This is a genomic window from Pseudomonas sp. Z18(2022) (assembly GCF_036346535.1).
Classification (GTDB): domain Bacteria; phylum Pseudomonadota; class Gammaproteobacteria; order Pseudomonadales; family Pseudomonadaceae; genus Aquipseudomonas; species Aquipseudomonas yamanorum_A.
This window is the reverse complement of the sequence record NZ_JAOTOA010000010.1, coordinates 33,640-60,245: the sequence shown is the minus strand read 5'-3', so window position 1 is coordinate 60,245 and position 26,606 is coordinate 33,640. Positions and strand designations below refer to the sequence as shown.

Genomic DNA, 26,606 nt, shown 5'->3' with positions numbered 1-26,606 from the left:
CCAATAGGTCTGCTGACACTCATGATGCTTGAACTCGAAGATAACCTCACCCGCCTGACGCTCTCACCGGAGTTGGGTGGGAGTATCGTCAACTGGACAGTACGCAGCAGCGGCCAATCCTTGCTGCGCCACACTGATGAACCAGCCTTGGCCAGCGGCCTGCCGGGCAAGCTGGGGTGTTTCCCGCTGGCGCCCTGGTCGAACCGGATTGCCGAGGGTGGCTTCGATAATCCCTCCGGATGGCTGGCCCTTGAAGCCAACAGCCCGCTCGACCCACTGCCAATTCATGGCAGCGCCTGGCAACAGGCGTGGCAGGTCATCAGCCAGTCGGCAGACGAGGTGCTGCTGCAACTGGACAGCACCACACCGTTTGCCTATCGCGCCGAGCAGCGCTTTCAGTTGAGGGACGGCAGGTTGAGCATCAACCTGCGGGTCACCCATCTGGCGGAGCAGGCGGCGTGGCATGGGCTGGGGTTGCATCCGTATCTGCCACGCAGGCCGGGCACGCGGTTGCAGGCCAAGGCTTCGCAGGTGTGGATGAGTGATGCAACGAAACTGGCGACGGGCCTGGCTGCCGTGCCCGCCGAGTGGGATTTTCAGCAGCTGAAATCGCTACCCGAGGCGCTGGTGGACAATGGTTTTTGCCAATGGGACGGGCGTTGCCTGATCCAGCAGCCGCAGCTGGGTTACACCCTGGAATGCCAGGCCACCGGCAGCGACTACTTCCTGCTGTACTGCCCGCCGGGGTTGGACTTTTTCTGCTTCGAACCGGTGAGTCATCCGGTAAATGCCCATCACCTGTCGGAAAGGCCGGGCTTGAAATTGCTGGAGAAAGGTCAATCGGCAGAGCTGGGTTTCAGCCTGCAATACAACCCTCTCTAACCACACAAAACCCATGTGGGAGCTGGCTTGCCTGCGATGCAGGCAACTCGGTCTTTCAGGCACACCGAGGTGATGCTATCGCAGGCAAGCCAGCTCCTACATTGATTGCATTCCACAATGGAGACTTGCGGTGTGTCAGGGCGGGGTGTTTTTCAGGCGCCCCGCCGTGTCGATACTCACCACCACCGACAACCCCGGCCGCAGCCGCTCACTCTGTTCCTGCCCCGGGTCCACGGTGATCCGCACCGGCACCCGCTGGGCGATCTTCACGAAGTTGCCGGTCGCGTTATCCGCCTGCAACAAGCTGAACTCGGAACCGGTCGCTGGCGAAACACGCTGCACCGTGCCATGAAACTTGCGGTGGTCCAGGGCATCCACGGTGAAGGTCACCGGCTGGCCTACCTGCACGTTGTCCATCTGGGTTTCTTTCATGTTGGCGATCACCCACAGCTGGTTCGGCACCAGCGCCATCAACTGCGCACCGCTGTTGACGTAGGCCCCGAGGCGCACGCCAATCTGCCCCAGTTGCCCGTCACGCGGGGCGATGATCCGGGTGTTCGACAGGTCGATACGCGCCAGTTCCACCGCCGCATCGGCACTGGCCACCGCCGCTTCCAGCGAACCACGATTGACGATCACCGTCTGCAAATCCTGCCGGGCGATTTCCAGGTTGGCCTGGGCCTGGGCCACGGCCGCAATGGTCTGCGCGTTGGCGGCGCGGGTCACGTCCAGCTCGCGCTTGGACACCGAACCGTCGCTGATCAACTCTTCGTTGCGGCGCAAATCTGCGGTGCTCTTGCGGGCCTGGGCCTGGCTGTCCATCAAGGCCGCCTGGCGCAGCTTGATGGTCGCCTCGGCGCTGTTGCGTTGCTGCACCACATTGGCCAGCGACGCCTGCTGCACCGCCAGTTGCGCCAGGGCCTGGTCGAGGCGCTGCTTGTAGATGCGGTCATCGAGGCGCACCAGCAAATCCCCTGCCTTGACGTACTGGAAGTCCGTCACCGGCACTTCATACACGTAGCCGCTGAGCTGCGGCCCGATGATCGTCACCTGGCCACGCACCAGGGCGTTCTCGGTGGTTTCCACGGCGCTGCTGAAGGGCGGCAACTGCCAGGCGTAGAGCACGATCAGCACGCCGACAATCGCAATCGCGGCAAAGCCCATGGAAGAGATGATGCGCACCCGCAACGAGCGGGGTTCGGTGGCCGGCATGCTCGGTGGCGCGGTGCCTTCCGGCGTGGAAGCGATGGCGTTGGTGGTAGTCGTCGTCGGTTCGGTCATGAAGAAAGTGCGCCGCTGGGTTGAACGGGAGGCGCTGCACTGGCGGCAGCTTTAGTGGTACTCATCAGCCAGAGGCTGCGGATAAAAATCCAGATCATGGTGAGGATGGCGATGATCGCGATCAGCATGAACACATCGTTATAGGCCATCACATTCGCCTCACGGGTGGCCGCCGTGGCCAGGCTGCGAATGCCCATCAGGTTACGCAACTCGGGGTCGGCAATCACCCCGCCATAGGCCGAGCCGCCGCTGGCCACCCGCGCCGCCACACGTGGGTCGAGCAAGGTCAGGTGTTCGACGATCATGCTGGAATGGAATTTCTCCCGCACGATCTGGAACGTCCCCAGCAATGCCGCACCGATCAGGCCACCGAGGTTCTGGCAGATCCCGAACAGCACCGAGAAGCTCACCAGGTTCCTGGGGTTGGTCAGCACGTTTTTCGTGCCCAACACCATGGTCGGCCCGAGGAAAAACGTGCCGCCAAAGCCTAGCAGGAACTGGCTGATGTACATGTTTTGCGGGCGCGTGAGGTTGCTGGAGAAACTGTCCATCACCGAGCCTGTGGCCATGAAGGCCAGGGAGATGATCAGCGGCATCAGCAAGTGCGAGGGGTTGATGGTCAGCGCGCTGACGGCCAGGCCGGCAATCGCCCCCGCCAGCATCACCCAATACAGCGTGCGCATCTGCTCGTTGCTCATGTTCAGCATCTGCATGAAGCCCACGGCGCCGGTGGACTGCTCCGAGAGCACCATGCGAATCAGGATTACCGCCAGCGCCAGGCGAATCATCGCCCCGCTGCCCAGCCAGCGGGTCATCAGCAACGGGTTGGCGCGGTTATGCTCGATGGCCAGGCCGGCCATGATCAGCACCAGCGAGCAGGCCGAGGCGATACCGATCCACGGCGCCTCCAGCCACCAGTCGATTCGCCCCAGGGACAGCACAGCGCAGAGCAAGGCGACGCCGGTGGCGAGGATCGCGAAGGTGAGGAAGTCGAGTTTTTCGAAGGTCTTGAAGCGGTCGCCTGGGGGCAGCTTGAGCAGGAACACACAGCCCAGGCAGGTCAGGGCCATGCCCAGTTCGAACAGATACAGGCCGCGCCATTCGGCGATTTGCAGCAGGTCTTCGGAGAATAACCGGGCCAGGGGTAACGCGAGCTGTGCGGTGCCCAGGCCGAGTACCAGGGCTTTCATCCGCCATTTTGCGGGGAAGGCCTGGATCATATAGTACAGGCCCAGGGAACTGAGGGCGGCGCCGACCATGCCATGGGCGGCCCGTACGGCGATGGCGGAGCTGAGGTCGTTGACGAACAGGTGGCCGAAGGTGACCAGGGCGTAGAGCACCAGGAACACTTCGGTGAAGGCCCGCAGGCCGAATTGCTGGCGGAACTTCACCAGCAGCAGGTTCATCGAGACGTTGGTCATCACGTAGGCGGCGGGGAGCCAGGCCATTTCTGCGGTGGTGGCGCCCAAGGCGCCTTGCAGGTACACCAGGTTGGCGATCACCAGCGAGTTGCCGAGGCCGCCGGTGATTGCCACCAGCACGCCGACCAGGGCATAGGCCCAGCGCTTGCGGGTGGAATGCAGCGGCGTCGACGGCGAGCCCGGCAGGCTCGGGCGTTCGTGGGGCTGCCAGGTGTGGGGGGTGTATTTGTCCATTCGGTGACCTTGATGAACCGACGTGCAAGGTCGGTGAAACCATTACTCATAGAGTAGTTAACCTGAGTCCGGTTCATCTTGCCATCTTGGGATGGGGGATGGGTTGGTGTGTATATCCGTTGCTGCGGTCAGGGCCGCTATGGGTTCCGCCCTTACGGCGGCTCACTTTTGAAAAGCGCAAAAGTAAGCAAAACGCTCTTGCCCCACCACTCGGCACCTCGCTTGGGCTCGGTGTGCCCTCAGCTCCGGTATTACTCCGCGGGCCGCCGCGACGGGGCGTCCCTGCCCCGTCGCGGCTAAACCGGCGTCCTGCCGGTTTACCCGCTCCGTACTACCTGCGTTCGGCCAGCGTGGTTTAACGGGGCGCCTAAGATCAAGATCAAAAGCAGATCAACAGCACAGCACAGCGGCCTACAGGCCGGCTTGAGTGTGGTGAAGCAAAAGCAACATCAAATCTAAAGCGACCACGGTCCACTGTAGGAGCTGGCTTGCCGGCGATGGCATCACCTCGGTGTATCTGATGTACCGAGTTGTCTGCATCGCCGGCAAGCCAGCTCCTACAGAAAAGCGGCTTTTGCCTTTGCTTCTACCACTCAGGTCGGCTTTCAGGCCGCCGTGCTTTTGATTTTGATTTTGATCTGACTGCCCCATTCAGCCCGGAGTGAGGAACACCGAGCCTAGGCGAGGTGCCGACAGGCGGGGCAGAGCGTTTTGGTTACTTTGCCGCTTTTGCAAAGTGAGTCGCTGTAAGAGCGAAACCATAGGCGGCCGTTACCTGAATAACGGATATGTACACCCACCCCCTCAAATCCACCCCAACCAACTCCAATACGTAGCCGCAAACACCAACATCAACCCATACCCAATCAACGTCACCAAAATCCCAACCTTGGCAAACTGCCGCGCCGTAAACGTCCCCGTCCCCAAACACACCATGTTCTGCGGCGCATTGATCGGCAGGATAAACCCGTAGCTCATCACAAACCCCAACAACATCGTCATCCCCAGCCGACTGAACTCCCCAGGCAACGTCTGCAACACCGCAATCAAAATCGGCAACAACGCCGAGGTCAACGCCGTGGCACTGGCAAACCCCAGGTGAATCACAATCAGAAACGCCCCCAGAATCGCAAACACCCCAAGCGGCCCCACCTGATCCAACCCGGTGTGCGCCACCACCTGAGATCCCAGCCACTGTCCCGCCTGGGTAGTCAGCAACGCCGTGCCCAGGCTGATGCCAACCCCAAACACAATCACCGTGCCCCACGGAATCCGCGACTGCACATCCTTCCAGGTCATCACCCCAATCCCCGGCATCAGCAAAAACACCAACCCGGCATACGTCGTGGAGGTCGTATCAAAGCTGTGCAACCGGCCCTCCGTGGCCCACGCCAGCAACAGCAACACCGACACCGTCAGCAAGCGCTTCTGCGGCCCGGTCATCGGCCCGATGTCCGCCAGCGACTGCGCCACCGCCTCCTTGCCCCCAGGAATGCTGTCACTCTCCGGCGGCAACAGCTTCAATACCAGAAACAGCAACACCGCCGACATGATCAGCGCCCACGGCGCCCCCGCGATCAACCAGTCGATCCACGACACCCGCTGCCCCAGCATCTTGTCCATGAAACCCACCGTCAGCAGGTTCTGCGCCGCCGCGGTCTGGATGCCGACGTTCCAGATGCTGGTGCCCTGGGCCACGACGATCATGATCCCGGCCGCGATGTTGGAACGCTTGTCCACACCAAACGCCGCAATCACCCCCATCATGATCGGCACCACGCACGCGCTGCGGGCTGTGGCACTGGGCACCACCAGGCTGAGAAGGACGGTCACCGCAATCGCCCCGACAAGAATCCCCCGGGTGCTGGTGCCCACGCGGGTCAAGGTGACCAGCGCGATGCGCCGGTCCAGGCCGGTGTGGGTCATGGCCGCCGCGATAAACAGCGCCCCCGCCACCAATGCCAACGCCGGGTTGGAGAACCCGGTCAACGCCATACTGATGGCCGGGCTGGAACCGATCAGGTGCGTCGGGTCTTGCAGCGACGGCGCAGTGCCAAGCAAAAACGCCATCAGGGAGGTAATCATGATCGCGCTGGCCTCATAGGAGACCGCTTCGGTGATCCACACCACCACGGCAAACGCGAGGATCGCCAGCATCCGGTGCCCGGCCACCGGCAAGTCAGCCGGCAGCGGCAACAGCAGCACGCCGGCCATCACCAGCACGCCGACCACCAGGCCCAAGGGCAACTTGAAGGAAGCAGCAGTTGTTGCGGGGGCGCTCATGGGGTTCTCCGTCGACCTTTAAATCAGGCCGACAGCATGAGGCAAAGCGTCACGTCCGGTGTTGACGGGTATCAAGGCCCTGGGCCAATAACTGGCTCAACACCGCTCGCAACTTGCCGGGCTTGACCGGTTTGTTCAGCAACGGCGCGCCCAGGCGCTGCAAGGCGCGGCGGCACTGGTCAGTGCGGTCGGCGGTGATGATCACCGCCGGGATACGGCAGCCAAAATGCTCGCGTAACTCGCGCACGACCTCGCAGCCCACCACACCATGGTCCAGGTGATAGTCGGCCAGGATCAGCTCCGGCGCCCTGCCCTGCAACGCCACCAGCGCGTCCGCCTGGTCGGTGGCGGTGACCACCTCGCAGCCCCACTGCCCCAGCAACGCGCTCATGCTGTCGAGGATGCTGACTTCGTTGTCGAGCACCAGCAGGCGGCGGCCCGGCAACGGATTGCCGGCGCCCGGTTGCGCCGCCACCACGCTGATGGGCAACGGCATTTCCTCGCTGATGGGCACTTCGATGCTGAACATCGAGCCGCGCCCCGGCCACGAACGCACCGCCACCGGATACCCGAGGATCTCGGCGATGCGCTCGACAATCGCCAGCCCCAGCCCGACGCCTTTGCGGTCGGCAGCGCGGCCCACGTCCAGTTGATTGAACTCCAGGAAGATCGAATCCAGACGGTCCGCCGCAATCCCGCGGCCGGTGTCCCACACTTCCAGGCGCAGGCGATCGCCCCGGCGCCGCGCCCCCAGCAGGATGCAGCCCGCGCTGGTGTAGCGGCAGGCGTTGCTGAGGAAGTTGCGCAGGATGCGGGTCATCAGCCGCAGGTCGGTGTTGATCGCGTAGCGGCCGGTGTGCGCTCGCAGGTTCAGCCCCTTTGCTGCGGCGACCGACTGGAATTCCGAGACCAGCGGCGCGAACAGTTCGTCGAGGCGGTACAGGGCGATGTCCGGCTTGACCGCCGCCTGGTCGAGACGGGAGATGTCCAGCAGGTCGGTGAGCAAATCCTCGGCGCCTTCCAGGGCCTGGTGGGTGCGCTCCACCAGCACCTGTTCGACACTGGGCAAGTTGCGCTCGCGCAGGGTGGAGATCAGCAGGCGCGCGGCATTGAGGGGTTGCAGCAGGTCATGGCTGGCAGCGGCGAGGTATTTGTCCTTGCTGCGGTTGGCCGCCTGGGCGGCGTCCCGGGCATCGCGCAGGTCTTGCTCGATCCGCTCGCGTTGGGCGATCTGCTGTTGCAGATTGTGGTTGGCTTCCAGCAACTCGTCGGTGCGTGCCGCAACGCGCTGCTCCAGTTCATCGTTGAGGCGAATGTAGCGTTTGCGCTCGGCCTCCAGTTCATCGAGGCGCGCGGTCAGTTCCGGGTAATGACTCTTGCGCGCCGAATGGTTGCCCAGCCCCAGCAGCCCGGCGAGGGCCCGTTGCTGATCGTCAGAGAGCTTCGCCATAGACGACCTCGACGTCACGCTGGCTGGATTCGCGCGGGTTGGTGAGGATGCACGGGTCGTGCATCGCGTGCTGCGACAAAAACGGAATGTCCGCCACCCGCACGCCATGCAGGCCGAGGGTTTCGTGGAAGCCGATCGCGTGCTTGAGCGCGATCAGATGCTCCACCAGCCGGCCGCAGATTTGCCGATGGTTGAGGCCCCGGCAATCGATGCCGAAGGTCTCGGCAATCACCTTGAAGCGCTCCGGCGCCGAGTTGTAGTTGAACGCCACCACGTGTTCCACCAGCACCGCGTTGCACAGGCCATGAGGCAGGTCGAGAAACCCGCCGAGGCTGTGGGACATGGCATGCACCGCGCCGAGAATCGCATTGGAAAACGCCAGCCCGGCCTGCATGCTGCCGAGCATGATTTTTTCCCGCAGGGCGATGTCGCCGGGGTTGGCGATCATCTGCACCAGGTTGCCGTTGATCAGCCGCATGGCTTCCAGGGCGTGGGGATCGGTCAACGGGCCGTGGCCGGTAGACACGAACGCTTCGATGGCGTGCACCAGCGCATCGATGCCGGTACAGGCCGAAAGGAACGGGTCCATGCTCGCCGTGGTTTCCGGGTCGATCAGCGACACATCGGGCACCACCGCCTTGCTGACGATGGAAAACTTCATGCGCTCCTGCTGGTCGGAAATGATCACGAACTGCGAGACATCCGCCGAGCTGCCGGCGGTGGTCGGGATCAGGATCAGCGGCGGGCTCGGCACGCGGATGGTGTCGACGCCTTCGAACTCCAGGATGCTGCGGCCGTGGGCGACCACGATGCCGATGGCCTTGCCGCAGTCCATCGGGCTGCCGCCGCCGACGGCGACGATCACGTCGCAATGGTTTTCGCGGTAGACCTCGGCGCCGAGCATCACCTCTTCAACCCGGGGGTTGGGCGAGACGGCGGTGTACAGGCAGTAGTCAATGCCGATGGCTTGCAGGCTGGCTTCGACATCGGCCACCCAGCCGACGGCGACCACACCGGGGTCGCTGACCACCAGCACCTTGCGCGCGCCAAAGGTCTTGGCGTAATTGCCTACGTTGTGCCGGCAGCCGGCGCCAAAGATGATTTCAGGGGAAACGAATTTACGCAGGAGACTCAGGTTCGGGCTCATTGGTAAGCCTGTTTTTATTATTTTGGAGAATGCACCCCACACTAACCCATCCGGCACTGAATGCAATCAGACCAATGGGTAGCGCTGGACCCGCGACCCACGGCACGATCTACTACTTTGGTACTGGTTTCCCTCTCTATCGTCGCATTCCCAAGGGATCGAGACTGGCATGTAATAGCCGCATGCCCCTATGGATTGGACCGGCTTGAATAAGCAAAAAAATAAGGTGAACGGCCATGTACAAAATTCTGATTGCCGACGATCACCCGCTGTTTCGCGAAGCGATCCACAACGTCATCAGCGACGGGTTCCCGGGCAGCGAAGTGATGGAGACCGCCGACCTGGACAGCGCCCTGGCCCTGACCCAGGAGCACGATGACCTGGACCTGATCCTGCTGGACCTGAACATGCCCGGCATGCACGGCCTCAATGGCCTGATCAACCTGCGCAACGAGGCGCCGACGATTCCGGTGGTGATCGTGTCTGCCGAGCAGGACAAGCAGATCGTCCTGCAAGCCATCACCTATGGCGCGGTGGGGTTTATCACCAAGTCCTCGCCCAGGCTGCAAATGACCGAGGCGATCCAACAGATTCTCAACGGCAATGTGTATTTGCCGCCGGACATCATTCGCAGTCAGAAAATCGGCGGGCAGCGGCGCATGAATGATTGCCTGAGGCTTGCGCCGGAACTGCTGCAAGCGCTGACCCGCAAGCAATTGCTGGTGCTGGAGCGGATGACCAAGGGCGACTCGAACAAGCAAATTGCCTATAGCCTGGAAATTGCCGAGACCACGGTGAAGGCCCATGTCTCGGCGATCTTGCGCAAGTTGAATGTGCACAACCGGGTGCAGGCGATTCTCAGTGCCGGGGATATCGACTTCAGCGCCTATCTGCGGCGCTGATACCGCAGTACCTGGAAGTTGAGCCTTTTTCAAGGCGCCTGGATGAGGGCCCGCGCCAACATGCCCACCGCCACCAGCACACACAGGGTGGCGAAGCCCACCTGCAGGGTGCGCGCCTTGATCACCGAGCACAGGCGCCGCCCCGCCAACATGCCGACGATGCTCGAGCCGATAAACACCCAGCCCATCGGCTCGATACGGACCCCGGCATGAAACGCCCCGACCACGCCGACCAACGAGATCAGGCTGATCACCATCAGGGAGGTGGCGACGATGCCGCGCATCTGCACATCGGTCAGTTGCTTGAACGCCGGCACAATCAGAAAGCCGCCGCCCACGCCGAGCAGGCCCGACACCGCACCGGTCACTGCGCCAAGGGCCGCCAGGGTGGCGGTGCACTTGGCGGTCCAGGAAAAGCGCCCGGTCTGCTGGTCGAGCATGCAGTTCTTCTGGCCCCAGGACGCGGTACCGTGGTCGCTTGGCCCGGCCTCAATCTTCTCCCGCTGCAGCATGCGCCAGGCCACCAGCACCATCAGCGCGCTGAACAGGCCCATCAGGACCTTCTCCGGCATCTGGTGGGCGAAGAACACCCCAAGCGGCGAAAACAGCGCGCCGAGCAGCGCAATCAGCAGCGCCGCGCGGTAACGCACCAGGCCATGGCGCAAGCCGTCGGCTGCACCCACGGCCGCAGCCGCACCCACGGCGAATAACGACACCGGTGCGGCCTGGGTCATGGTCAGACCCAGCCCCAACACCAGCGCCGGGACGCCAAGAATACCGCCTCCGGCACCGGTCAAACCCATGACCAAGCCCATCAACACACCCAGCAAACTTGCCAGCAGCATAGGGTTGCCTCAATCCACCTTGGCCAGACGGGTCAGCCACTCGCGGCCCTTGAGCATGCCGTTCCAGTAGAACCACGGCAGGAAGCTCGCCTTGAGGAACCACGCCGAACGCCGCGCCACGGTCGGGTCGAGGGGAAAGGTCGGCAGCAGCTTGCCGCCGTAGCCGAACTCGGCCAGCACCACCTTGCCCTTCTCCACCGTCAGCGGGCAGGAACCATAGCCGTCGTACTTGAGAGGCAAAGGCGCCTGTTTGCGCAGGGCCAGCAGGTTTTCCGCCACCACCACGATTTGCTTGCGCACCGCCGCGGCGGTTTTCGCGTTGGTGGTGGAGCACACATCGCCCAGGCCGAAGATGTGCGGGTAGCGCAGGTGTTGCAGGCTCTGGGGATTCACTTCGCACCAGCCGGCGGCATCGGCCAGTGGGCTGTTGCGGATAAAGTCCGGGGAGACCTGCGGCGGGACCACGTGCAGCAGGTCGAAGGTTTTCTCTTCGACGCGCACGTTGCCATCGGCGTCCTTGATTTCAAACCAGGCCTTGCGCGCCGGGCCGTCGACTTTGACCAGGTTGGAGTTGAAGGCCAGTTGCGCCGAGTACTTTTCAACGTACTTCATCAGCGGCGGCACGAAGGTCGCCACGCCAAACAGGGCAGCGCCGGCCAGGTTGAATTCGACCTTGATGTTTTTCAGGTCACCCTGCCTGAGCCAGTGATCGCACGACAAGTACATGGCCTTTTGCGGGGCACCGGCGCATTTGATCGGCATGGCCGGCTGGGTAAAGATCGCCTTGCCCTGCTTGAGTTGCTGCACCAGTTGCCAGGTGTAGGCGGCATGTTGGTAGCTGTAGTTGGAGGTCACACCGTGTTGGCCGAGGGTCTCCGGCAGGCCTTCGATTTTTTCCCAGGCCAGGCGCAGGCCCGGGCACACGATGAGGTTTTTCCAGCTGACGCGCTGGCCGCTGTCGAGCACCAGGGTTTGCTCGTCGGGCAGCAATTCGCTGACCGCCGCCTGGATCCAGGTGACGCCGTTGGGCAGCACGTCGGCCATGGGGCGCACGGTCTTGGCAACGTCATAAGCGCCGCCGCCCACCAGGGTCCAGGCCGGCTGGTAGTAGTGATGGTCGCTGGGTTCGATCAGGATGAGGTTCAGGTGCGGGTCGCGCTTGAGCAGGCTGGCCAGCAGGCCGATGCCCGCCGAGCCGCCACCGATGACTACGATATCGCCACTGATGGTAGGGCCCCAGTGTTGGTCGTTCATGGTCTATGGCCTTTTTCAGTTAATGCACGCAAGGGTCGTTGCCGTATGGCACCACGCCCTAGCTGTTTGCCACCACGATGCCATCCTTTGCCTCGGGTCCTTTAATTCACTTAAGCTCACAAGGTTATGTGGAAACCTAACTGAATGTAAGTCGCCATTAGCTATCTGGGAAACCCGTCATGTCAGCGTTGATTCAATCCTTTCTGGACGAGGCGTCGTCGACCTACACCTACGTCGTCTATGAAACGGACGGTGGCCCGTGCGCCATCGTTGATTCGGTGCTCAACTACGACCCGGCCTCCGGGCGCACCGGCACCGGCCAGGCAGACCAGGTGATCGCGTTTGTGCGCGAGCATGGCTTGCAGGTGCAGTGGTTGCTGGAGACCCACGCCCATGCGGATCACTTGTCGGCTGCGCCGTACCTGCGTCGGCAGCTGGGCGGCAAGATCGCGATTGGCGAGTCCATCAGCAAGGTGCAGGGGGTGTTCAAGAACCTGTTCAACCTGGAGCCGGAATTTCGGGTGGACGGGTCGCAGTTCGATCATCTGTTTGCGCCGGATGAGGTTTTTCACATCGGCAAGCTGAAGGCCCAGGCGCTGCATGTGCCGGGGCATACGCCGGCGGATATGGCTTACCTGATTGAAGACTCGCTGATTCTGGTGGGCGATACGCTGTTCATGCCGGATGTGGGAACGGCACGTTGCGACTTTCCTGGTGGGGATGCGCGACAGCTCTTTGCGTCGATGCGCAAGTTGTTGGCCTTCCCGCCTGAAACCCGCCTTTATGTGTGCCATGACTATCCGCCTGAAGGCCGCGCGGCCAAGTGCCTGACCACGGTGGCGGAACAGCGGGCGGGGAATATTCATGTGCATGACGGGGTGGATGAGGCGGCGTTTGTAGAAATGCGCACCACGCGGGATGCCGGGTTGGGCATGCCGACGTTGTTGCTGCCGGCGATCCAGGTGAATGTGCGGGCCGGGGTGATGCCGCCGGCGGAAGAGAATGGAGTGGTGTATCTGAAGATTCCGCTCAACCAGCTCTGAAATGCATTATTGACAACTGTGGGAGCTGGCTTGCCTGCGATAGCGGTGTGTCAGACACCCCATCTGGCGGCTGGTACTCCGCTATCGCAGGCAAGCCAGCTCCCACAGTTGGGCTGTGTTGTTGTTTAGGAACAGGGCTCTTTAACCAAGGTTGATGCCGTTGGCCGGCAGCGGCAGCGCGGTTTTGTAGCGCACTTGCTTGAGGGCGAAGCTGGAGCGGATGTTGGCGACGCCCGGGACTTTGGTCAAAAAATCCATCATGAAGCGCTCCAAAGACTGGATGGTCGGCACCAGCACCCGGATCAAATAATCCGGGTCGCCGGCCATCAGGTAGCACTCCATCACTTCGGGGCGGTCCGAAATCGCCCCTTCAAATTGCTGCAATGCCAGTTCGTTCTGTTTTTCCAGGCTGACATGGATGAACACATTGACGTGCAACCCCAGCAGGTCGGCGTCCAGCAGCGTCACCTGGTCGCGTATCAGCCCCAGCTCTTCCATGGCCTTTACCCGGTTGAAACACGGGGTGGGCGACAGGTTGACCGAGCGGGCCAGGTCGGCGTTGGTGATGCGGGCGTTCTCCTGAAGAGCGTTCAGAATGCCGATATCGATACGGTCCAGTTTGCGCATGAGACAAAACCACCTGTTTATTATGTTTATGCAGTTTTTTTATCCCCAAATGATCTCCAACGCAACGAAACAGAGATAAATATTCTCCTGAGCCGAGCCTATGATTGTTGTAGGACAAGATTTCTTCTACCCGAAGAAGGACTGTCAGCTACCGCGCCCACTACAAGAAATTCACAAGATAGAGCGTAGAAAGCCATGACTCAGCAGTATGAACCACTGCGCCTGCACGTTCCCGAACCCTCGGGCCGCCCAGGCTGCAAGACCGACTTTACCTACCTGCGCCTGACTGACGCAGGCACCGTGCGCAAACCCCCTATCGACGTAGAACCGGCCGACACCGCCGACCTGGCCAAAGGCCTGATTCGCGTGCTCGACGATCAGGGCCAGGCCCTCGGCCCGTGGGCCGAAGGCGTACCGGTGGAGATTCTGCGCAAGGGCATGCGTGCCATGCTCAAGACGCGGATCTTCGACAACCGCATGGTGGTCGCCCAGCGTCAGAAAAAGATGTCGTTCTACATGCAAAGCCTTGGCGAAGAAGCCATCGGCAGCGCCCAGGCCCTGGCCTTGAACATCGACGACATGTGCTTCCCCACCTACCGCCAGCAAAGCATCCTGATGGCCCGGGAAGTGCCGCTGGTCGACCTGATCTGCCAACTGCTGTCCAACGAGCGTGATCCGCTCAAGGGTCGCCAGTTGCCGATCATGTACTCGGTAAAAGACTTCGGTTTCTTCACCATTTCCGGCAACCTCGCCACCCAATTCGTACAGGGCGTGGGCTGGGGCATGGCCTCGGCGATCAAGGGCGATACCAAGATTGCCTCGGCCTGGATCGGCGACGGCGCCACCGCCGAATCCGACTTCCACACCGCCCTCACCTTCGCCCACGTGTACCGGGCGCCGGTGATCCTTAACGTTGTGAACAACCAGTGGGCGATCTCCACCTTCCAGGCCATCGCCGGCGGTGAAGCCACGACCTTTGCCGGACGCGGCGTAGGTTGCGGCATCGCTTCCCTGCGGGTGGACGGCAACGACTTTGTCGCGGTGTACGCCGCCTCTGCCTGGGCCGCCGAACGCGCCCGCCGCAACCTGGGGCCGACCCTGATCGAGTGGGTGACCTACCGCGCCGGCCCTCACTCCACCTCCGATGACCCGTCCAAATACCGTCCCGCCGACGACTGGAGCCACTTCCCGTTGGGCGACCCGATTGCGCGCCTCAAGCAGCACCTGATCAAGATTGGCCAGTGGTCCGAAGAGGAGCACGCGGCGGTCAGTGCCGAGCTTGAAGCCGAAGTGCTCAAGGCGCAGAAAGAAGCCGAACAGTACGGCACCCTGGCCGGTGGCCAGATTCCAAGCGCCGCGACCATATTCGAGGACGTTTATAAAGAGATGCCGGAGCACTTGAAGCGCCAGCGTCAAGAGTTGGGGATCTGACATGAACGATCACAACAACAATATCCAGCTGGAAACCGCCATGACCACCACGACCATGACCATGATCCAAGCCTTGCGCTCGGCCATGGATGTGATGCTTGAGCGAGACGACAACGTGGTGGTGTTCGGCCAGGACGTCGGTTACTTCGGCGGCGTGTTCCGTTGCACCGAAGGCTTGCAGAACAAGTACGGCACCTCCCGGGTGTTCGACGCACCGATCTCCGAAAGCGGGATCGTCGGCGTGGCGGTCGGCATGGGCGCCTACGGCCTGCGCCCGGTGGCCGAGATTCAGTTCGCCGACTACGTGTACCCGGCCACTGACCAGATCATTTCCGAAGCCGCCCGCCTGCGTTATCGCTCGGCCGGCCAGTTCACCGCACCGTTGACCATGCGCATGCCCTGCGGCGGCGGCATCTACGGCGGCCAGACCCACAGCCAGAGTATCGAAGCGGTGTTCACCCAGGTCTGCGGCCTGCGCACAGTGATGCCGTCCAACCCTTACGACGCCAAGGGCTTGCTGATCGCCTCCATCGAAAACGATGACCCGGTGATCTTCCTCGAACCCAAGCGCCTGTATAACGGCCCGTTCGACGGCCACCACGACCGCCCGGTAACCCCGTGGTCGAAACACCCCCAAGCGCAAGTGCCGGACGGTTATTACACCGTGCCGCTGGATGTGGCCGCCATCGCCCGCCCAGGCAAGGATGTGACCATTCTCACCTACGGCACCACGGTGTATGTGTCGCAAGTCGCCGCTGAAGAAACCGGCATCGATGCCGAAGTCATCGACCTGCGCAGCCTGTGGCCGCTGGACCTGGAAACCATCGTCAACTCCGTGAAGAAAACCCGTCGCTGCGTGATCGTTCACGAAGCCACCCGTACCTGCGGGTTCGGCGCCGAGCTGGTGGCGCTGGTGCAGGAGCATTGCTTCCACTACCTGGAAGCGCCGATCGAGCGCGTTACCGGTTGGGATACCCCGTATCCCCACGCGCAAGAGTGGGCGTATTTCCCTGGCCCGACCCGAGTGGGCGCGGCTTTGCATCGGGTTATGGAGGTCTGAATGGGCACGCACGTTATCAAGATGCCGGACATCGGCGAAGGCATCGCAGAAGTTGAATTGTCGGTGTGGCACGTCAAGGTCGGCGACCTGGTGGTAGAAGACCAGGTGCTGGCGGATGTGATGACCGACAAGGCCATGGTGGACATTCCTTCGCCGGTGCACGGCAAGGTGATTTCCCTCGGCGGCGAGCCCGGCGAAGTCATGGCAGTGGGCAGTATCCTGATCAGCATTGAAGTGGAAGGCGCCGGCAATACCCGGGAGTCGGCGTTGTCAGCGGTGGTTGAAGACGTCGCGCCCGCTCCTGCTGCGAAAGTTGAAGCCAAGGCCGCGCCAGTGGTTGAGCCCAAGCCGGCAGCCAAGCCCGCGGTGGCGGCTGCACAAGCCCCCGTGGCCCGCGAGGCCGATGACCGCCCACTGGCCTCCCCGGCCGTGCGCAAACATGCGCTGGATGCTGGCATCCAGCTACGACTGGTCCAGGGTTCCGGCCCGGCCGGCCGGATTCTGCATGAAGATCTGGACGCTTACTTGCTCCAGGGTCCGGCGCAAAATGCCAATGCCTCCAACCCTTACGCCGAACGCAACGACGAACAGCAAATCCCGGTGATCGGCATGCGCCGCAAGATCGCCCAGCGCATGCAGGACGCCACCCGGCGCGCCGCGCATTTCAGCTATGTGGAAGAGATCGACGTCACCGCCCTCGACGAGTTACGCGTGCACCTCAACGAGAAGCACGGCGCCACCCGCGGCAAGCTGACCCTGCTGCCGTTCCTGGTACGGGCCATGGTTGTGGCGCTGCGGGACTTCCCGCAGATCAACGCGCGTTATGACGACGAAGCCCAGGTGATCACCCGCCTCGGCGCGGTGCATGTGGGCGTCGCCACCCAGAGCGATGTCGGCCTGATGGTGCCGGTGGTGCGGCATGCCGAAGCCCGCAACCTGTGGGGCACGGCGCAAGAAATCAACCGTTTGGCCAACGCTGCGCGCAATGGCAAGGCCAGTCGCGATGAGCTGTCGGGCTCGAGCATTACCCTGACCAGCCTGGGTGCCTTGGGCGGGATTGTCAGCACACCGGTGCTGAACCTGCCGGAAGTGGCCATCGTGGGGGTCAACCGGATTGTCGAACGGCCGATGGTGATCAAGGGCCAGATCGTGATTCGCAAGATGATGAACCTCTCCAGCTCCTTCGATCACCGGGTGGTCGATGGCATGGACGCGGCGCAATTCATCCAGGCCATCCGTGGCCTGCTCGAACAACCCGCCAGCCTGTTCCTGGAGTAACACATGTCTCAAACATTGCACACCACGCTGCTGATTATCGGCGGCGGGCCTGGCGGTTATGTGGCGGCGATTCGCGCTGGCCAACTGGGCATCCCGACCATCCTCGTGGAAGGCCAGTCCCTGGGCGGCACCTGCCTGAACATCGGCTGCATTCCCTCGAAAGCGCTGATTCATGTGGCCGAACAGTTCCAGCAAACCGTGCACCACAGCCTGGGTTCACCGTTGGGCATCGAAGTTGATGTGCCGACCCTGAATATCGGCAAAAGCGTGGAATGGAAAGACGGCATCGTCGACCGCCTGACCACCGGCGTTGCGGCGCTGCTGAAAAAGCACAAGGTGCAGGTCATTCAAGGCTGGGCCAAGGTCGTCGATGGCAAGACCGTCGACGTCGGCGACCAGCGCATCCAGTGCGAGCACCTGCTGCTGGCCACCGGTTCGAAAAGCGTCAACCTGCCGATGCTGCCGATTGGCGGGCCGATCATCTCCTCCACCGAAGCCCTGGCGCCGAAACGCATCCCTAAACGCCTGATCGTGGTGGGTGGCGGCTATATTGGCCTGGAGCTGGGGATTGCCTATCGCAAGCTCGGTGCCGAGGTCAGCGTGGTGGAGGCGCAGGACCGGATCCTGCCGGCCTACGACGCCGAACTGACCCAGCCGGTGGCCGAGTCCCTGAAACAGCTCGGGGTGAAGGTATTCCTGAAGCACAGCGTCACCGGCTTTGAGAACAGCACCCTGCAAGTGCGTGACCCCAGCGGGGATACGCTGTCGCTGGAAACCGACCAGGTCTTGGTTGCCGTTGGTCGCAAACCCAACACCCAGGGCTGGAACCTCGAAGCGCTGAACCTGGACATGAACGGCTCTGCGATCAAAATCGACAGCCGTTGCCAGACCAGCATGCGCAATGTGTGGGCGATCGGCGACCTGAGTGGTGAACCGATGCTCGCCCACCGCGCCATGGCCCAGGGTGAAATGGTGGCCGAACTGATCAGCGGTAAAACCCGCGAATTCAACCCGGCAGCGATCCCGGCCGTGTGCTTCACCGACCCGGAACTGGTGGTGGTCGGCAAGACCCCGGACGAGGCCAAGGCCGCCGGGCTGGACTGCATCGTGTCGAGCTTCCCGTTCGCGGCCAATGGCCGGGCCATGACCCTGGAGTCGAAAACCGGCTTCGTTCGGGTGGTGGCGCGCCGCGACAATCACCTGATCGTCGGCTGGCAGGCGGTGGGCGTTGGCGTCTCGGAATTGTCCACGGCCTTCGGCCTGAGCCTGGAAATGGGCTCACGCCTGGAAGACGTGGCGGGCACCATCCACGCCCACCCAACCCTCGGCGAAGCGGTACAGGAAGCGGCGCTGCGGGCCCTGGGGCATGCATTGCACCTTTGAGACCGCGGTGGCGCCATCGCAGGCAAGCCAGCTCCCACAAGGGATCGACATTCGACAGGGCAACTCGGTCGAATGTGGGAGCCGGGCTTGGCCGCGATGACGGTGGATCGGCCAACCAGGATGTCGAATGGTCCACCTACCCCGCTCCCACACAAGCCAAGAATGAAGTATTGTTGCGCCCATCCAGAAATAAACCATAAGCCTGCCTTCGACCAGGCGGTTGACCAAAGATAGAGGGTGTCATGGGTAACGAAAGCATCAATTGGGACAAGCTGGGTTTTGACTACATCAAGACCGACAAGCGTTTCCTCCAGACCTGGAAAGACGGCGCCTGGCAAGAAGGCACCCTGACCGACGACAACGTGCTGCACATCAGCGAGGGCTCCACCGCCCTGCACTACGGCCAGCAATGCTTCGAAGGCCTCAAGGCCTACCGCTGCAAGGACGGCTCGATCAACCTGTTCCGCCCGGACCAGAACGCCGCGCGCATGCAGCGCAGCTGTGGCCGCCTGCTGATGCCACAAGTGCCGACCGATACCTTTATCGAAGCCTGCAAGGAAGTCGTCCGCGCCAACGAACGCTTCATCCCACCGTACGGCACCGGCGGCGCGCTGTACCTGCGCCCGTTCGTGATCGGCACCGGTGACAACATCGGCGTGCGTACCGCGCCAGAGTTCATCTTCTCGATCTTCTGCATCCCGGTAGGCGCCTACTTCAAGGGCGGCCTGACCCCGCACAACTTCCTGATCTCCGGTTACGACCGTGCGGCGCCAAACGGCACCGGCGCAGCCAAGGTCGGTGGCAACTACGCCGCCAGCCTGATGCCCGGCTCCCTGGCCAAAAAAGCCAACTTCGCCGACTGCATCTACCTCGACCCGGCCACCCATTCGAAAATCGAAGAAGTCGGCTCGGCCAACTTCTTCGGGATCACCCACGACAACAAGTTCGTCACCCCGAACTCGCCGTCGGTGTTGCCAGGCATCACCCGCCTGTCGCTGATCGAGTTGGCCAAATCCCGCCTGGGCCTGGAAGTGGTTGAAGGCGACGTGCTGATCGACAAGTTGTCGGACTTCAAGGAAGCCGGCGCCTGCGGCACCGCGGCCGTGATCACCCCGATCGGCGGCATCGAATACAAAGACAAACTGCACGTGTTCTACAGCGAAAAAGAAGTCGGCCCGGTCACCCAGAAGCTCTACAAAGAGCTGACTGGCGTGCAATCCGGCGACGTCGAAGCGCCTGCAGGCTGGATCGTAAAAGTCTAAGCAACACCGCAACACCAGCAACACCAGCAACACCACAAAACCAATGTGGGAGCTGGCTTGCCTGCGATAGCGGAGTATCAGTCGACATGTTTATTGACTGACCCACCGCCATCGCAGGCAAGCCCGCTCCCACATCGAGTTTCCAGCGTTTGGAAAAATCGGGCTTCAGGCCTTACCCGCCGGGATATTTTCCAGAATCTTCTTGCCCATGCTGATCCGCGGCTCGGCGCCATAACCCAGCGCCTCATAAAACCCCATCACCGCATCATTGCCGCTGGTGATCTGCAAATTGATCTTCATGCAACCCAACGCAGTCAACGCCTGCTCCGCATGCCGCACCAGCGAGGCGCCCAGGCCCTGACGGCGATAGTCGTTATGCACTGCCACCGAATACAGCCAGCCACGATGCCCGTCGTAGCCGGCGAGGATGGTGCCTATCACTGCCTTCTTATCGGTAGCCACGAAAAACAGCCCATCATTGACCGCCAGCTTCTTGTCGATCGCCAGGTTCGGCAGGTTGTGCGCCGCGTCATAACCAAACGCCGCCTGCCACAGCGCCACCACCTGTGCCCTATGCGCCCGGTCGCGATAGCCGCCGATGGGATGGCGGGACGACAACCCCTTCTCCATCACCAGCGTGCGCTCATTGCCATGGTAGACATCGCGCACCGTGTGAAAACCCAGCTTGGTGTAGAACGGCTCGGCCGTGAGTGAAGACGGCACATGCAGCGTCGTCACGCCTGCCTCCCGGGCGCGCAACTCGAGCTCAATCATCAGCAAGCGCCCGATGCCCTGCCCTTGCAGCGCCGGATTGACGAACACCGAGCGCACTACGTTGGCATCCAGCGCGGCAGTGGCAACGATCACCTCATCCTGGACGGCCACCAACACCGTTCGACGCGCCAGCAATCCCACCACCGCCTCAGGGGTAAAGTTGCTCGCCACCCGCGCAATCACATCCGCCGGGTAATCCCGCGCGTTGCTGTCATGCAGGGCCGCCAGGATGACCTGGCTGATGCCCTCGGCATCGGTGGTTTGGGCGAGACGGACTTCAGTGGGCATGGGCACTCCTTAATGACGGACTCAATTCCTGCAGCCCCCCCATACTAATGTGGGAGCTGGCTTGCCTGCGATAGCGGTCTGTCAGTCGATACTTGATTGAATGACAGACCGCTATCGCAGGCAAGCCAGCTCCCACAGTTGATCAGCTTTGTTCCTTCAATCGCGCCCGACAGCCGATTCGGCTGCCCCACCCCACTCTTCAGCTTTCCCGGCTGAGCCACCCCCTCACTTCAGCCGGGATTCTTCCTTCACACCGCACAAAATAGCCTCACTGCCCAACCCCATGGACCCGTGCCCCCATGCAAACCACCAACACCGTCCTGATGATCCGCCCGGCGCACTTCGCCTTCAACCCGGACACCGCGATCAACAACCGCTTCCAGCGCGCGCCCCTCGACCCGTTGGCCGCACAGCAGAAAGCGCTGGAAGAATTCGACGGCTACGTCGACACCCTGCGCCATCACGGCGTTGAAGTGCTGGTGGTCCAGGACACTCCCGCGCCCCACACCCCGGATTCGATCTTCCCCAACAACTGGTGGAGCAGCCACGCCGACGGCAGCCTGGTGCTCTACCCGATGGAAGGCCAGAACCGACGACTTGAACGCGACAAAGGCGTGCTGCAAGTGCTGGAGCAACGCTTCGCGATCCACAACACCATCGACTTCAGCCACCTCGAACAACAGAACATGTTCCTGGAAGGCACCGGCAGCATGGTCCTCGACCGCCAGCACCGCATCAGCTACGCCTGCCATTCCGGGCGTACCCATCAGGACGCCCTGCGCCAGTTCGCCGAACGCCTGGACTACCAGGTGTGCGTGTTCCACGCCGTCGACCGCCACCAAGCGCCGATCTACCACAGCAACGTGATGATGAGCGTCGGCCGCGACCTCTCCGTGGTGTGCCTGCAAGCCCTGCCCGACGACCACGAGCGCCAGGCCCTGGAACGCTCCCTGCGCGACACCGGCAAAGACATCGTTGCCCTGGACTTCGACCAGCTGGAAGCCTTCGCCGGCAACATGCTGGAAGTCCACGACCGCGACGGCCAGCCGCTGCTGGTGATGTCGGCCAGCGCCTGGGGCTCGCTCAAGCCGGCCCAGCGCCGGCACGTGGAGCGCCATACCCGGCCGGTGGTGGTGAACATCGACAACATCGAACGCATCGGCGGCGGCAGTGCCCGCTGCATGTTGGCGGAAGTGCACCTGCCCGCCCGCCCCTCATTTCAATAAGGAGTCTTCCCATGACCCGCTATATCGACGTCAACGACTTGAGCTACCTGGTTTCGCAAAAAGGCCTGCAAACCTGCATCACCGAGATGGCCGAGTACATCCGCGCCGACTACCTGCGCTGGCAGGACTTTGAAAAGTGCGCGCGCCTGGCCAACCATTCCCCCGAGGGCGTGATCGAGTTGATGCCGGTGTCCGACGCGTCGCTCTACGCCTTCAAATACGTCAACGGCCACCCGAAAAACACCCAGAGCGGCATGCTCACCGTGATGGCCTTCGGCGCCCTGGGCGATGTGGACACCGGCAAACCGGTGCTGCTGGCGGAAATGACCCTGACCACCGCGATCCGCACCGCCGCCACCTCGGCCCTGGTGGCGCGCTACCTGGCCCGGGACAACAGCCGCAGCATGGCGCTGATCGGCAACGGCTCCCAGAGCGAATTCCAGGCCCTGGCCTTCCACGCGATGCTGGGCATCAATGAAATCCGCCTGTTCGACATCGACGCCAAGGCCACCGCCAAGCTGGCCGCCAACCTGAAAGCCTTCCCGGCGATCAAGGTGATCCTGGCCGCCAGCGTGGCCGAAGCCGTGAAAGGTGCCGACATCGTCACCACCGTGACCGCCGACAAGGCCTACGCCACCATCCTCACCGACGAAATGATCGAACCCGGCATGCACCTGAATGCCGTGGGCGGCGACTGCCCGGGCAAGACCGAGCTGGACCGACGAATCGTCGAACGTGCGCGGGTGATCGTCGAGTACGAACCGCAAAGCCGCATTGAAGGCGAGATCCAGCACATGCCGGAAGATTCGCCGGTCACCGAGCTGTGGCAAGTGATCAACGGCCAGGCCCCGGGCCGCGAAAATGCGCGCCAGGTCACCCTGTTCGACTCGGTGGGTTTTGCCATCGAAGACTACTCCGCCCTGCGTTACGTGCTGGACGTGGCCAAGGCGCTGGACGTGGGCAGCGAACTGGAACTGGTGCCGGACCTCGCCGACCCCAAAGACCTGTTTGCCCGCCTGGCCCAAGCGCCGGCTGCACAGCAGAAAAAGCGCGCCTGAGACCGCTCTGGCCTGCCGCTTTGCGTGAGGGGCAGGCCGGAAAAAGTCGACTGACAAGCCGATTCAGCGGGTTCCGCAGCCGTTTCTGCTGCGGCCCGCGTTTTAACAGCACATACCGCGCGCCGCAGCGGGGGTAAACGACACAAAAAACGCACCATCATGAAGCATTCTGAGCGCGACCCAAGAGTCAGCAAATGAATGCACCAGCAGCACCTTCTACTGCCCTGACATCAATTACAAAATATAGGGAATACACATGACTCCGCTCCGATCACTTTTCGCTGCGCTGCTCCTGCCATTGGCCGCCACCGCTGCCCAGGCCCAGGAATGGAAAGAAATCCGCTTTGGGGTCTTCCCCGAATACCCACCGTTTGAATCGGTCGCCGCCGACGGCAGCCTGCAAGGCTTCGACATCGACCTGGGCAACGCCATCTGCGCCAAGCTTGAAGTCAAATGCGTATGGGTCCACAACGAATTCGACGGCATGATCCCGGCCCTGCGCGCGCGCAAGTTCGACGCCATCATGTCCTCCATGGCCGTGACCCCGGCCCGCCAGAAAGTCATCGACTTCAGCGACCGCCTGTTCCTCAGCCCGACCTCGGTGATCACCCGCAAAAGCGCCGACTTCGGCGACACCCCCGAATCCCTGAAAGGCAAACAGGTCGGCGTGCTGCAAGGCTCGCTGCAGGAAGCCTACGCCCGTGCGCACCTGGCCAAGCTTGGCGCGCAGATCAAGGCGTACCAGTCCCAGGAACAGAACTACGCCGACCTGCAAAACGGCCGGCTCGACGCCACCCTGACCGACAAGCTCGAAGCCCAGCTCAACTTCCTGTCCAAGCCTGAAGGTGCCGACTTCAAGACCGGCCCGGCGTTCAAGGACCCGACCCTGCCGCTCGACATCGCCATGGGCCTGCGCAAGAACGACAAGGACCTGGTGGAGCTGATCAACAAAGGCATCGCCGCCGTCCAGGCCGATGGCACCTACGCACAGATCCAGAAGAAATACTTCGGCGATCAGGACATCTACAACGAGTAAAAACAACGCCCCCCCCCGTAGCAGCTGTCGAGCGCCAGCGAGGCTGCGTTGGCCGCACTGCAGCCCTCGAGCCAAGCAAGGTACCGAGGCGCGCCTGACGCAGCCTCGCTGGCGCTCGACAGCTGCTACGGGGGGGGTAGTTAGAGATGCGTTGTTTCACCCCACAGAGATCTCCCCTCCATGAATGAATTCCTCAACTTGCAAGGCTTCGGCCCGCTGCTGGCTCAGGGTGCCTGGATGACGGTCAAGCTGGCGTTCCTGGCGCTGGTGCTGAGCCTGTCCCTGGGCCTGATCGCCGCCGGCGCCAAGCTGTCCAGCGTCAAGCTGCTGCGGGTTCCGGCCACGCTCTACACCACGCTGATTCGCAGCGTGCCGGACCTGGTGCTGATCCTGCTGATTTTCTACAGCCTGCAACTGTGGCTGAACGACCTGAGCGAAATGCTCGGCTGGGCCTACTTCGAAATCGACCCGTTCACCGCCGGCGTCATCACCCTCGGATTTATCTACGGGGCGTATTTCACCGAGAACTTTCGCGGGGCGATCCTCAGCGTGCCCGCCGGCCAGCTGGAAGCCGCCACCGCCTACGGCCTGAGCCGCTGGCAGCGCTTTCGCCTGGTGCTGTTCCCGCAGTTGATGCGCTTTGCCCTGCCGGGCCTGGGCAATAACTGGCTGGTGCTGCTCAAGTCCACGGCACTGGTGTCGATCATCGGCCTGTCGGACCTGGTCAAGGCCGCACAGAACGCCGGCAAGACCACCAACGACCCGTTGTATTTCCTGATCCTCGCGGGCCTGGTGTACCTGGTGATCACCACTCTCTCCAACCGCATCTTCAAGCGCCTGGAACGGCGCTACAACGTGGGCATCAAGGGGATGGCGCGATGATCGAACTGATCCAGCAATACGGCCTGGCCTACCTGTTCACCGACGGCAACGGCTTTTCCGGGGTGGCCATGACCCTGTGGCTGTTCATTATCTCGGTGGTGCTGGGCTTCTTCCTGTCGATCCCGCTGGCCATCGCGCGGGTGTCGGAGCACTTCTGGATTCGCTGGCCGGTGGAGGTCTACACCTACCTGTTTCGCGGCACGCCGCTGTATATCCAGTTGCTGATTTGCTACACCGGCCTCTATGGCCTGGACGTGGTGCAGGACAACGCCCTGCTCAACCAGTTTTTCCGCAATGCGCTGAACTGCACGCTGCTGGCGTTTGTGCTGAACACCTGCGCCTACACCGTGGAAATCTTTGCCGGGGCGATTCGCAACATCCCCCACGGCGAGATTGAAGCGGCCAAGGCCTACGGCCTGCACGGCTGGCGCCTGAACCTGTTCGTGGTGGTGCCCGCCGCGCTGCGTCGCGCATTACCGGCCTACAGCAACGAAATGATCCTGATGCTGCACGCCACCTCCCTGGCGTTCACCGCCACCATCGCCGACATCCTCAAGGTGGCCCGCGACGCCAACGCCGAGACGTTCCTGACGTTCCAGGCCTTCGGCATCGCGGCCCTGCTGTACATGCTGCTGTCCTTTGCACTGGTGGGCCTGTTTCGACTGGCCGAACGTCGCTGGATGCGTTTTCTTGTTCCTACCCGAGGCTAACCCATGACTCAGTCCGCGCAGGCCCTGGCCGCTTATCCCACCGATGTACGCCCGGCCGCCAAACCGGTGGCCGTGGCCGAAAACGCCAACGTCAAACTCCAGGTCGAAGGCCTGCACAAACGCTATGGCGACCATGAGGTGCTCAAGGGCGTCTCCCTCAACGCACGCAATGGCGATGTGATCAGCCTGATCGGCGCCAGCGGCTCCGGCAAAAGCACGATGCTGCGCTGCATCAACTTCCTCGAACAGCCGGACGCCGGGGTCATCACCCTGGACGGCATCAGCATCGAAATGCAGCAAGGCCGCGCCGGCACCCGCGCGCCGCACCAGGCGCAACTGCAGAACCTGCGCACCCGCCTGGCCATGGTGTTCCAGCACTTCAACCTGTGGAGCCACATGACCGTGCTGGAAAACATCACCATGGCCCCGCGCCGGGTGCTGGGGGTGAGCGCCGCCGAAGCGGAAAAACGCGCACGGATGTACCTCGACAAGGTCGGCCTGCCGGGCCGCGTGGCGGATCAATACCCGGCATTCCTGTCTGGCGGCCAGCAACAGCGGGTGGCCATCGCCCGGGCCCTGGCGATGGAACCGGAGATCATTCTGTTCGACGAACCCACCTCGGCCCTCGACCCTGAACTTGTAGGAGAAGTCCTTAAAGTCATACAGACGTTGGCTGAGGAAGGTCGTACCATGCTCATGGTCACCCACGAAATGGGCTTTGCCCGGCAGGTGTCCAGCCAAGTGCTGTTTCTGCACCAGGGGCGCGTCGAGGAACAAGGCGCAGCGGAAATCCTCGACCAGCCGAACAGCGAACGCCTGCAGCAATTTCTTTCCAACCGATTGAAGTGA

23 protein-coding genes are annotated in these 26,606 nt (G+C 62.4%); 14 read left to right on the top strand and 9 right to left on the bottom strand.

Going from position 1 to position 26,606, the window contains the following annotated elements:
* The first annotated feature begins 21 nt into the window (after positions 1-21).
* Entirely contained in the window at positions 22-882 is an 861-nt protein-coding gene (locus V3W39_RS19845) for an aldose 1-epimerase (protein ID WP_330213168.1), read from the top strand.
* A 135-nt stretch (positions 883-1,017) separates the two neighbouring features.
* Here V3W39_RS19845 and V3W39_RS19840 read toward each other — a convergent pair whose 3' ends face one another.
* The 5 genes from V3W39_RS19840 to ercA all read right to left on the bottom strand — a co-directional run bounded on the left by V3W39_RS19840 (position 1,018) and on the right by ercA (position 8,698).
* Positions 1,018-2,163: an HlyD family secretion protein gene (locus tag V3W39_RS19840; protein WP_177079332.1), complete on the bottom strand. Its 1,146-nt coding sequence runs from the start codon at positions 2,161-2,163 to the stop codon at positions 1,018-1,020.
* Positions 2,160-3,818: an MFS transporter gene (locus tag V3W39_RS19835; protein WP_177079331.1), complete on the bottom strand. Its 1,659-nt coding sequence runs from the start codon at positions 3,816-3,818 to the stop codon at positions 2,160-2,162. Before V3W39_RS19835 ends, V3W39_RS19840 begins: the two co-directional genes overlap by 4 nt.
* An 804-nt stretch (positions 3,819-4,622) precedes the next feature.
* Entirely contained in the window at positions 4,623-6,101 is a 1,479-nt protein-coding gene (locus V3W39_RS19830; protein WP_177040873.1) for a DASS family sodium-coupled anion symporter, read from the bottom strand.
* Between the two features lie 49 nt (positions 6,102-6,150).
* Positions 6,151-7,551, bottom strand: coding sequence for a hybrid sensor histidine kinase/response regulator (locus V3W39_RS19825; protein WP_259198872.1), 1,401 nt, complete (start codon positions 7,549-7,551; stop codon positions 6,151-6,153).
* The gene (gene ercA / locus V3W39_RS19820; RefSeq protein ID WP_177040869.1) at positions 7,535-8,698 is read right to left on the bottom strand and encodes an alcohol dehydrogenase-like regulatory protein ErcA; all 1,164 of its coding nucleotides are present in this window, start codon (positions 8,696-8,698) and stop codon (positions 7,535-7,537) included. The genes V3W39_RS19825 and ercA overlap by 17 nt, the downstream gene beginning before the upstream one ends.
* 236 nt (positions 8,699-8,934) lie before the next feature.
* Here ercA and V3W39_RS19815 point away from each other — a divergent pair, with 236 nt between their 5' ends.
* The gene (locus tag V3W39_RS19815) at positions 8,935-9,600 is read left to right on the top strand and encodes a response regulator transcription factor (protein WP_177040867.1); all 666 of its coding nucleotides are present in this window, start codon (positions 8,935-8,937) and stop codon (positions 9,598-9,600) included.
* A gap of 29 nt (positions 9,601-9,629) precedes the next feature.
* On the opposite strand, the gene V3W39_RS19810 is transcribed toward V3W39_RS19815, so the two are convergent.
* On the bottom strand, positions 9,630-10,445 hold the full coding sequence (locus tag V3W39_RS19810) for a sulfite exporter TauE/SafE family protein (RefSeq protein ID WP_177079840.1): 816 nt from the start codon (positions 10,443-10,445) through the stop codon (positions 9,630-9,632).
* A 9-nt stretch (positions 10,446-10,454) separates the two neighbouring features.
* On the bottom strand, positions 10,455-11,699 hold the full coding sequence (locus V3W39_RS19805) for an NAD(P)/FAD-dependent oxidoreductase (protein WP_330213167.1): 1,245 nt from the start codon (positions 11,697-11,699) through the stop codon (positions 10,455-10,457).
* A 179-nt stretch (positions 11,700-11,878) separates the two neighbouring features.
* On the opposite strand from V3W39_RS19805, the gene V3W39_RS19800 reads away from it, so the two are divergent.
* A complete protein-coding gene (locus tag V3W39_RS19800) occupies positions 11,879-12,742 on the top strand; it encodes an MBL fold metallo-hydrolase (protein ID WP_330213166.1) in 864 nt (287 codons plus the stop codon).
* Positions 12,743-12,883: 141 nt separating this feature from the next.
* On the opposite strand, the gene bkdR is transcribed toward V3W39_RS19800, so the two are convergent.
* A complete protein-coding gene (gene bkdR, locus V3W39_RS19795; RefSeq protein WP_003212855.1) occupies positions 12,884-13,369 on the bottom strand; it encodes a Bkd operon transcriptional regulator BkdR in 486 nt (161 codons plus the stop codon).
* 195 nt (positions 13,370-13,564) lie between these two features.
* Here bkdR and V3W39_RS19790 point away from each other — a divergent pair, with 195 nt between their 5' ends.
* The 5 genes from V3W39_RS19790 (at position 13,565) to V3W39_RS19770 (ending at position 19,783) form a co-directional block, all read left to right on the top strand.
* Complete coding sequence (locus V3W39_RS19790) at positions 13,565-14,800, top strand: 3-methyl-2-oxobutanoate dehydrogenase (2-methylpropanoyl-transferring) subunit alpha (protein ID WP_330213165.1); 1,236 nt, start codon at positions 13,565-13,567, stop codon at positions 14,798-14,800.
* A gap of 1 nt (position 14,801) precedes the next feature.
* Positions 14,802-15,860 (top strand): alpha-ketoacid dehydrogenase subunit beta, encoded by a 1,059-nt coding sequence (locus V3W39_RS19785; protein ID WP_010166768.1) that lies wholly within the window; start codon positions 14,802-14,804, stop codon positions 15,858-15,860.
* Positions 15,861-17,138 carry a dihydrolipoamide acetyltransferase family protein gene (locus V3W39_RS19780; protein ID WP_330213164.1) on the top strand — a complete coding sequence of 426 codons (1,278 nt, stop codon included), beginning with the start codon at positions 15,861-15,863 and terminating at the stop codon, positions 17,136-17,138. It begins immediately after the preceding gene.
* A gap of 3 nt (positions 17,139-17,141) precedes the next feature.
* The gene (gene lpdA / locus V3W39_RS19775) at positions 17,142-18,521 is read left to right on the top strand and encodes a dihydrolipoyl dehydrogenase (RefSeq protein WP_177121201.1); all 1,380 of its coding nucleotides are present in this window, start codon (positions 17,142-17,144) and stop codon (positions 18,519-18,521) included.
* A gap of 242 nt (positions 18,522-18,763) precedes the next feature.
* On the top strand, positions 18,764-19,783 hold the full coding sequence (locus V3W39_RS19770) for a branched-chain amino acid aminotransferase (protein WP_177040856.1): 1,020 nt from the start codon (positions 18,764-18,766) through the stop codon (positions 19,781-19,783).
* Between the two features lie 165 nt (positions 19,784-19,948).
* Here the strand turns inward: V3W39_RS19770 and V3W39_RS19765 are convergent, their stop codons facing one another.
* Positions 19,949-20,845, bottom strand: a complete 897-nt coding sequence (locus V3W39_RS19765; RefSeq protein ID WP_177040854.1) for a GNAT family acetyltransferase — start codon at positions 20,843-20,845, stop codon at positions 19,949-19,951.
* Between the two features lie 299 nt (positions 20,846-21,144).
* On the opposite strand from V3W39_RS19765, the gene ctlX reads away from it, so the two are divergent.
* The 6 genes from ctlX (at position 21,145) to V3W39_RS19735 (ending at position 26,606) form a co-directional block, all read left to right on the top strand.
* Positions 21,145-22,071, top strand: a complete 927-nt coding sequence (ctlX, locus tag V3W39_RS19760; RefSeq protein ID WP_259198877.1) for a citrulline utilization hydrolase CtlX — start codon at positions 21,145-21,147, stop codon at positions 22,069-22,071.
* 11 nt (positions 22,072-22,082) lie between these two features.
* Positions 22,083-23,129, top strand: coding sequence for an ornithine cyclodeaminase (locus V3W39_RS19755; protein WP_177079846.1), 1,047 nt, complete (start codon positions 22,083-22,085; stop codon positions 23,127-23,129).
* Between the two features lie 256 nt (positions 23,130-23,385).
* Entirely contained in the window at positions 23,386-24,165 is a 780-nt protein-coding gene (locus tag V3W39_RS19750) for an ABC transporter substrate-binding protein (protein ID WP_010166754.1), read from the top strand.
* A gap of 180 nt (positions 24,166-24,345) precedes the next feature.
* On the top strand, positions 24,346-25,047 hold the full coding sequence (locus V3W39_RS19745) for an ABC transporter permease (protein ID WP_010166737.1): 702 nt from the start codon (positions 24,346-24,348) through the stop codon (positions 25,045-25,047).
* Complete coding sequence (locus V3W39_RS19740; RefSeq protein WP_008434490.1) at positions 25,044-25,757, top strand: ABC transporter permease; 714 nt, start codon at positions 25,044-25,046, stop codon at positions 25,755-25,757. Before V3W39_RS19745 ends, V3W39_RS19740 begins: the two co-directional genes overlap by 4 nt.
* 3 nt (positions 25,758-25,760) lie before the next feature.
* Positions 25,761-26,606, top strand: a complete 846-nt coding sequence (locus V3W39_RS19735) for an ABC transporter ATP-binding protein (RefSeq protein ID WP_256352359.1) — start codon at positions 25,761-25,763, stop codon at positions 26,604-26,606.

Bases quoted from the DNA above. Each gene is read 5' to 3' on its own strand.
- V3W39_RS19800 (WP_330213166.1), top strand. From the start codon at position 11,879: ATGTCAGCGTTGATTCAATCCTTTCTGGACGAGGCGTCGTCGACCTAC.
- ercA (WP_177040869.1), bottom strand. From the start codon at position 8,698: ATGAGCCCGAACCTGAGTCTCCTGCGTAAATTCGTTTCCCCTGAAATC.
- V3W39_RS19830 (WP_177040873.1), bottom strand. From the start codon at position 6,101: ATGAGCGCCCCCGCAACAACTGCTGCTTCCTTCAAGTTGCCCTTGGGC.
- V3W39_RS19845 (WP_330213168.1), top strand. From the start codon at position 22: ATGATGCTTGAACTCGAAGATAACCTCACCCGCCTGACGCTCTCACCG.
- ctlX (WP_259198877.1), top strand. From the start codon at position 21,145: ATGCAAACCACCAACACCGTCCTGATGATCCGCCCGGCGCACTTCGCC.
- V3W39_RS19805 (WP_330213167.1), bottom strand. From the start codon at position 11,699: ATGAACGACCAACACTGGGGCCCTACCATCAGTGGCGATATCGTAGTC.
- V3W39_RS19780 (WP_330213164.1), top strand. From the start codon at position 15,861: ATGGGCACGCACGTTATCAAGATGCCGGACATCGGCGAAGGCATCGCA.
- V3W39_RS19810 (WP_177079840.1), bottom strand. From the start codon at position 10,445: ATGCTGCTGGCAAGTTTGCTGGGTGTGTTGATGGGCTTGGTCATGGGT.
- V3W39_RS19770 (WP_177040856.1), top strand. From the start codon at position 18,764: ATGGGTAACGAAAGCATCAATTGGGACAAGCTGGGTTTTGACTACATC.
- bkdR (WP_003212855.1), bottom strand. From the start codon at position 13,369: ATGCGCAAACTGGACCGTATCGATATCGGCATTCTGAACGCTCTTCAG.
- V3W39_RS19745 (WP_010166737.1), top strand. From the start codon at position 24,346: ATGAATGAATTCCTCAACTTGCAAGGCTTCGGCCCGCTGCTGGCTCAG.
- V3W39_RS19740 (WP_008434490.1), top strand. From the start codon at position 25,044: ATGATCGAACTGATCCAGCAATACGGCCTGGCCTACCTGTTCACCGAC.
- V3W39_RS19785 (WP_010166768.1), top strand. From the start codon at position 14,802: ATGAACGATCACAACAACAATATCCAGCTGGAAACCGCCATGACCACC.
- V3W39_RS19755 (WP_177079846.1), top strand. From the start codon at position 22,083: ATGACCCGCTATATCGACGTCAACGACTTGAGCTACCTGGTTTCGCAA.
- V3W39_RS19750 (WP_010166754.1), top strand. From the start codon at position 23,386: ATGACTCCGCTCCGATCACTTTTCGCTGCGCTGCTCCTGCCATTGGCC.
- V3W39_RS19735 (WP_256352359.1), top strand. From the start codon at position 25,761: ATGACTCAGTCCGCGCAGGCCCTGGCCGCTTATCCCACCGATGTACGC.
- V3W39_RS19825 (WP_259198872.1), bottom strand. From the start codon at position 7,551: ATGGCGAAGCTCTCTGACGATCAGCAACGGGCCCTCGCCGGGCTGCTG.
- V3W39_RS19840 (WP_177079332.1), bottom strand. From the start codon at position 2,163: ATGACCGAACCGACGACGACTACCACCAACGCCATCGCTTCCACGCCG.
- lpdA (WP_177121201.1), top strand. From the start codon at position 17,142: ATGTCTCAAACATTGCACACCACGCTGCTGATTATCGGCGGCGGGCCT.
- V3W39_RS19835 (WP_177079331.1), bottom strand. From the start codon at position 3,818: ATGGACAAATACACCCCCCACACCTGGCAGCCCCACGAACGCCCGAGC.
- V3W39_RS19765 (WP_177040854.1), bottom strand. From the start codon at position 20,845: ATGCCCACTGAAGTCCGTCTCGCCCAAACCACCGATGCCGAGGGCATC.
- V3W39_RS19790 (WP_330213165.1), top strand. From the start codon at position 13,565: ATGACTCAGCAGTATGAACCACTGCGCCTGCACGTTCCCGAACCCTCG.
- V3W39_RS19815 (WP_177040867.1), top strand. From the start codon at position 8,935: ATGTACAAAATTCTGATTGCCGACGATCACCCGCTGTTTCGCGAAGCG.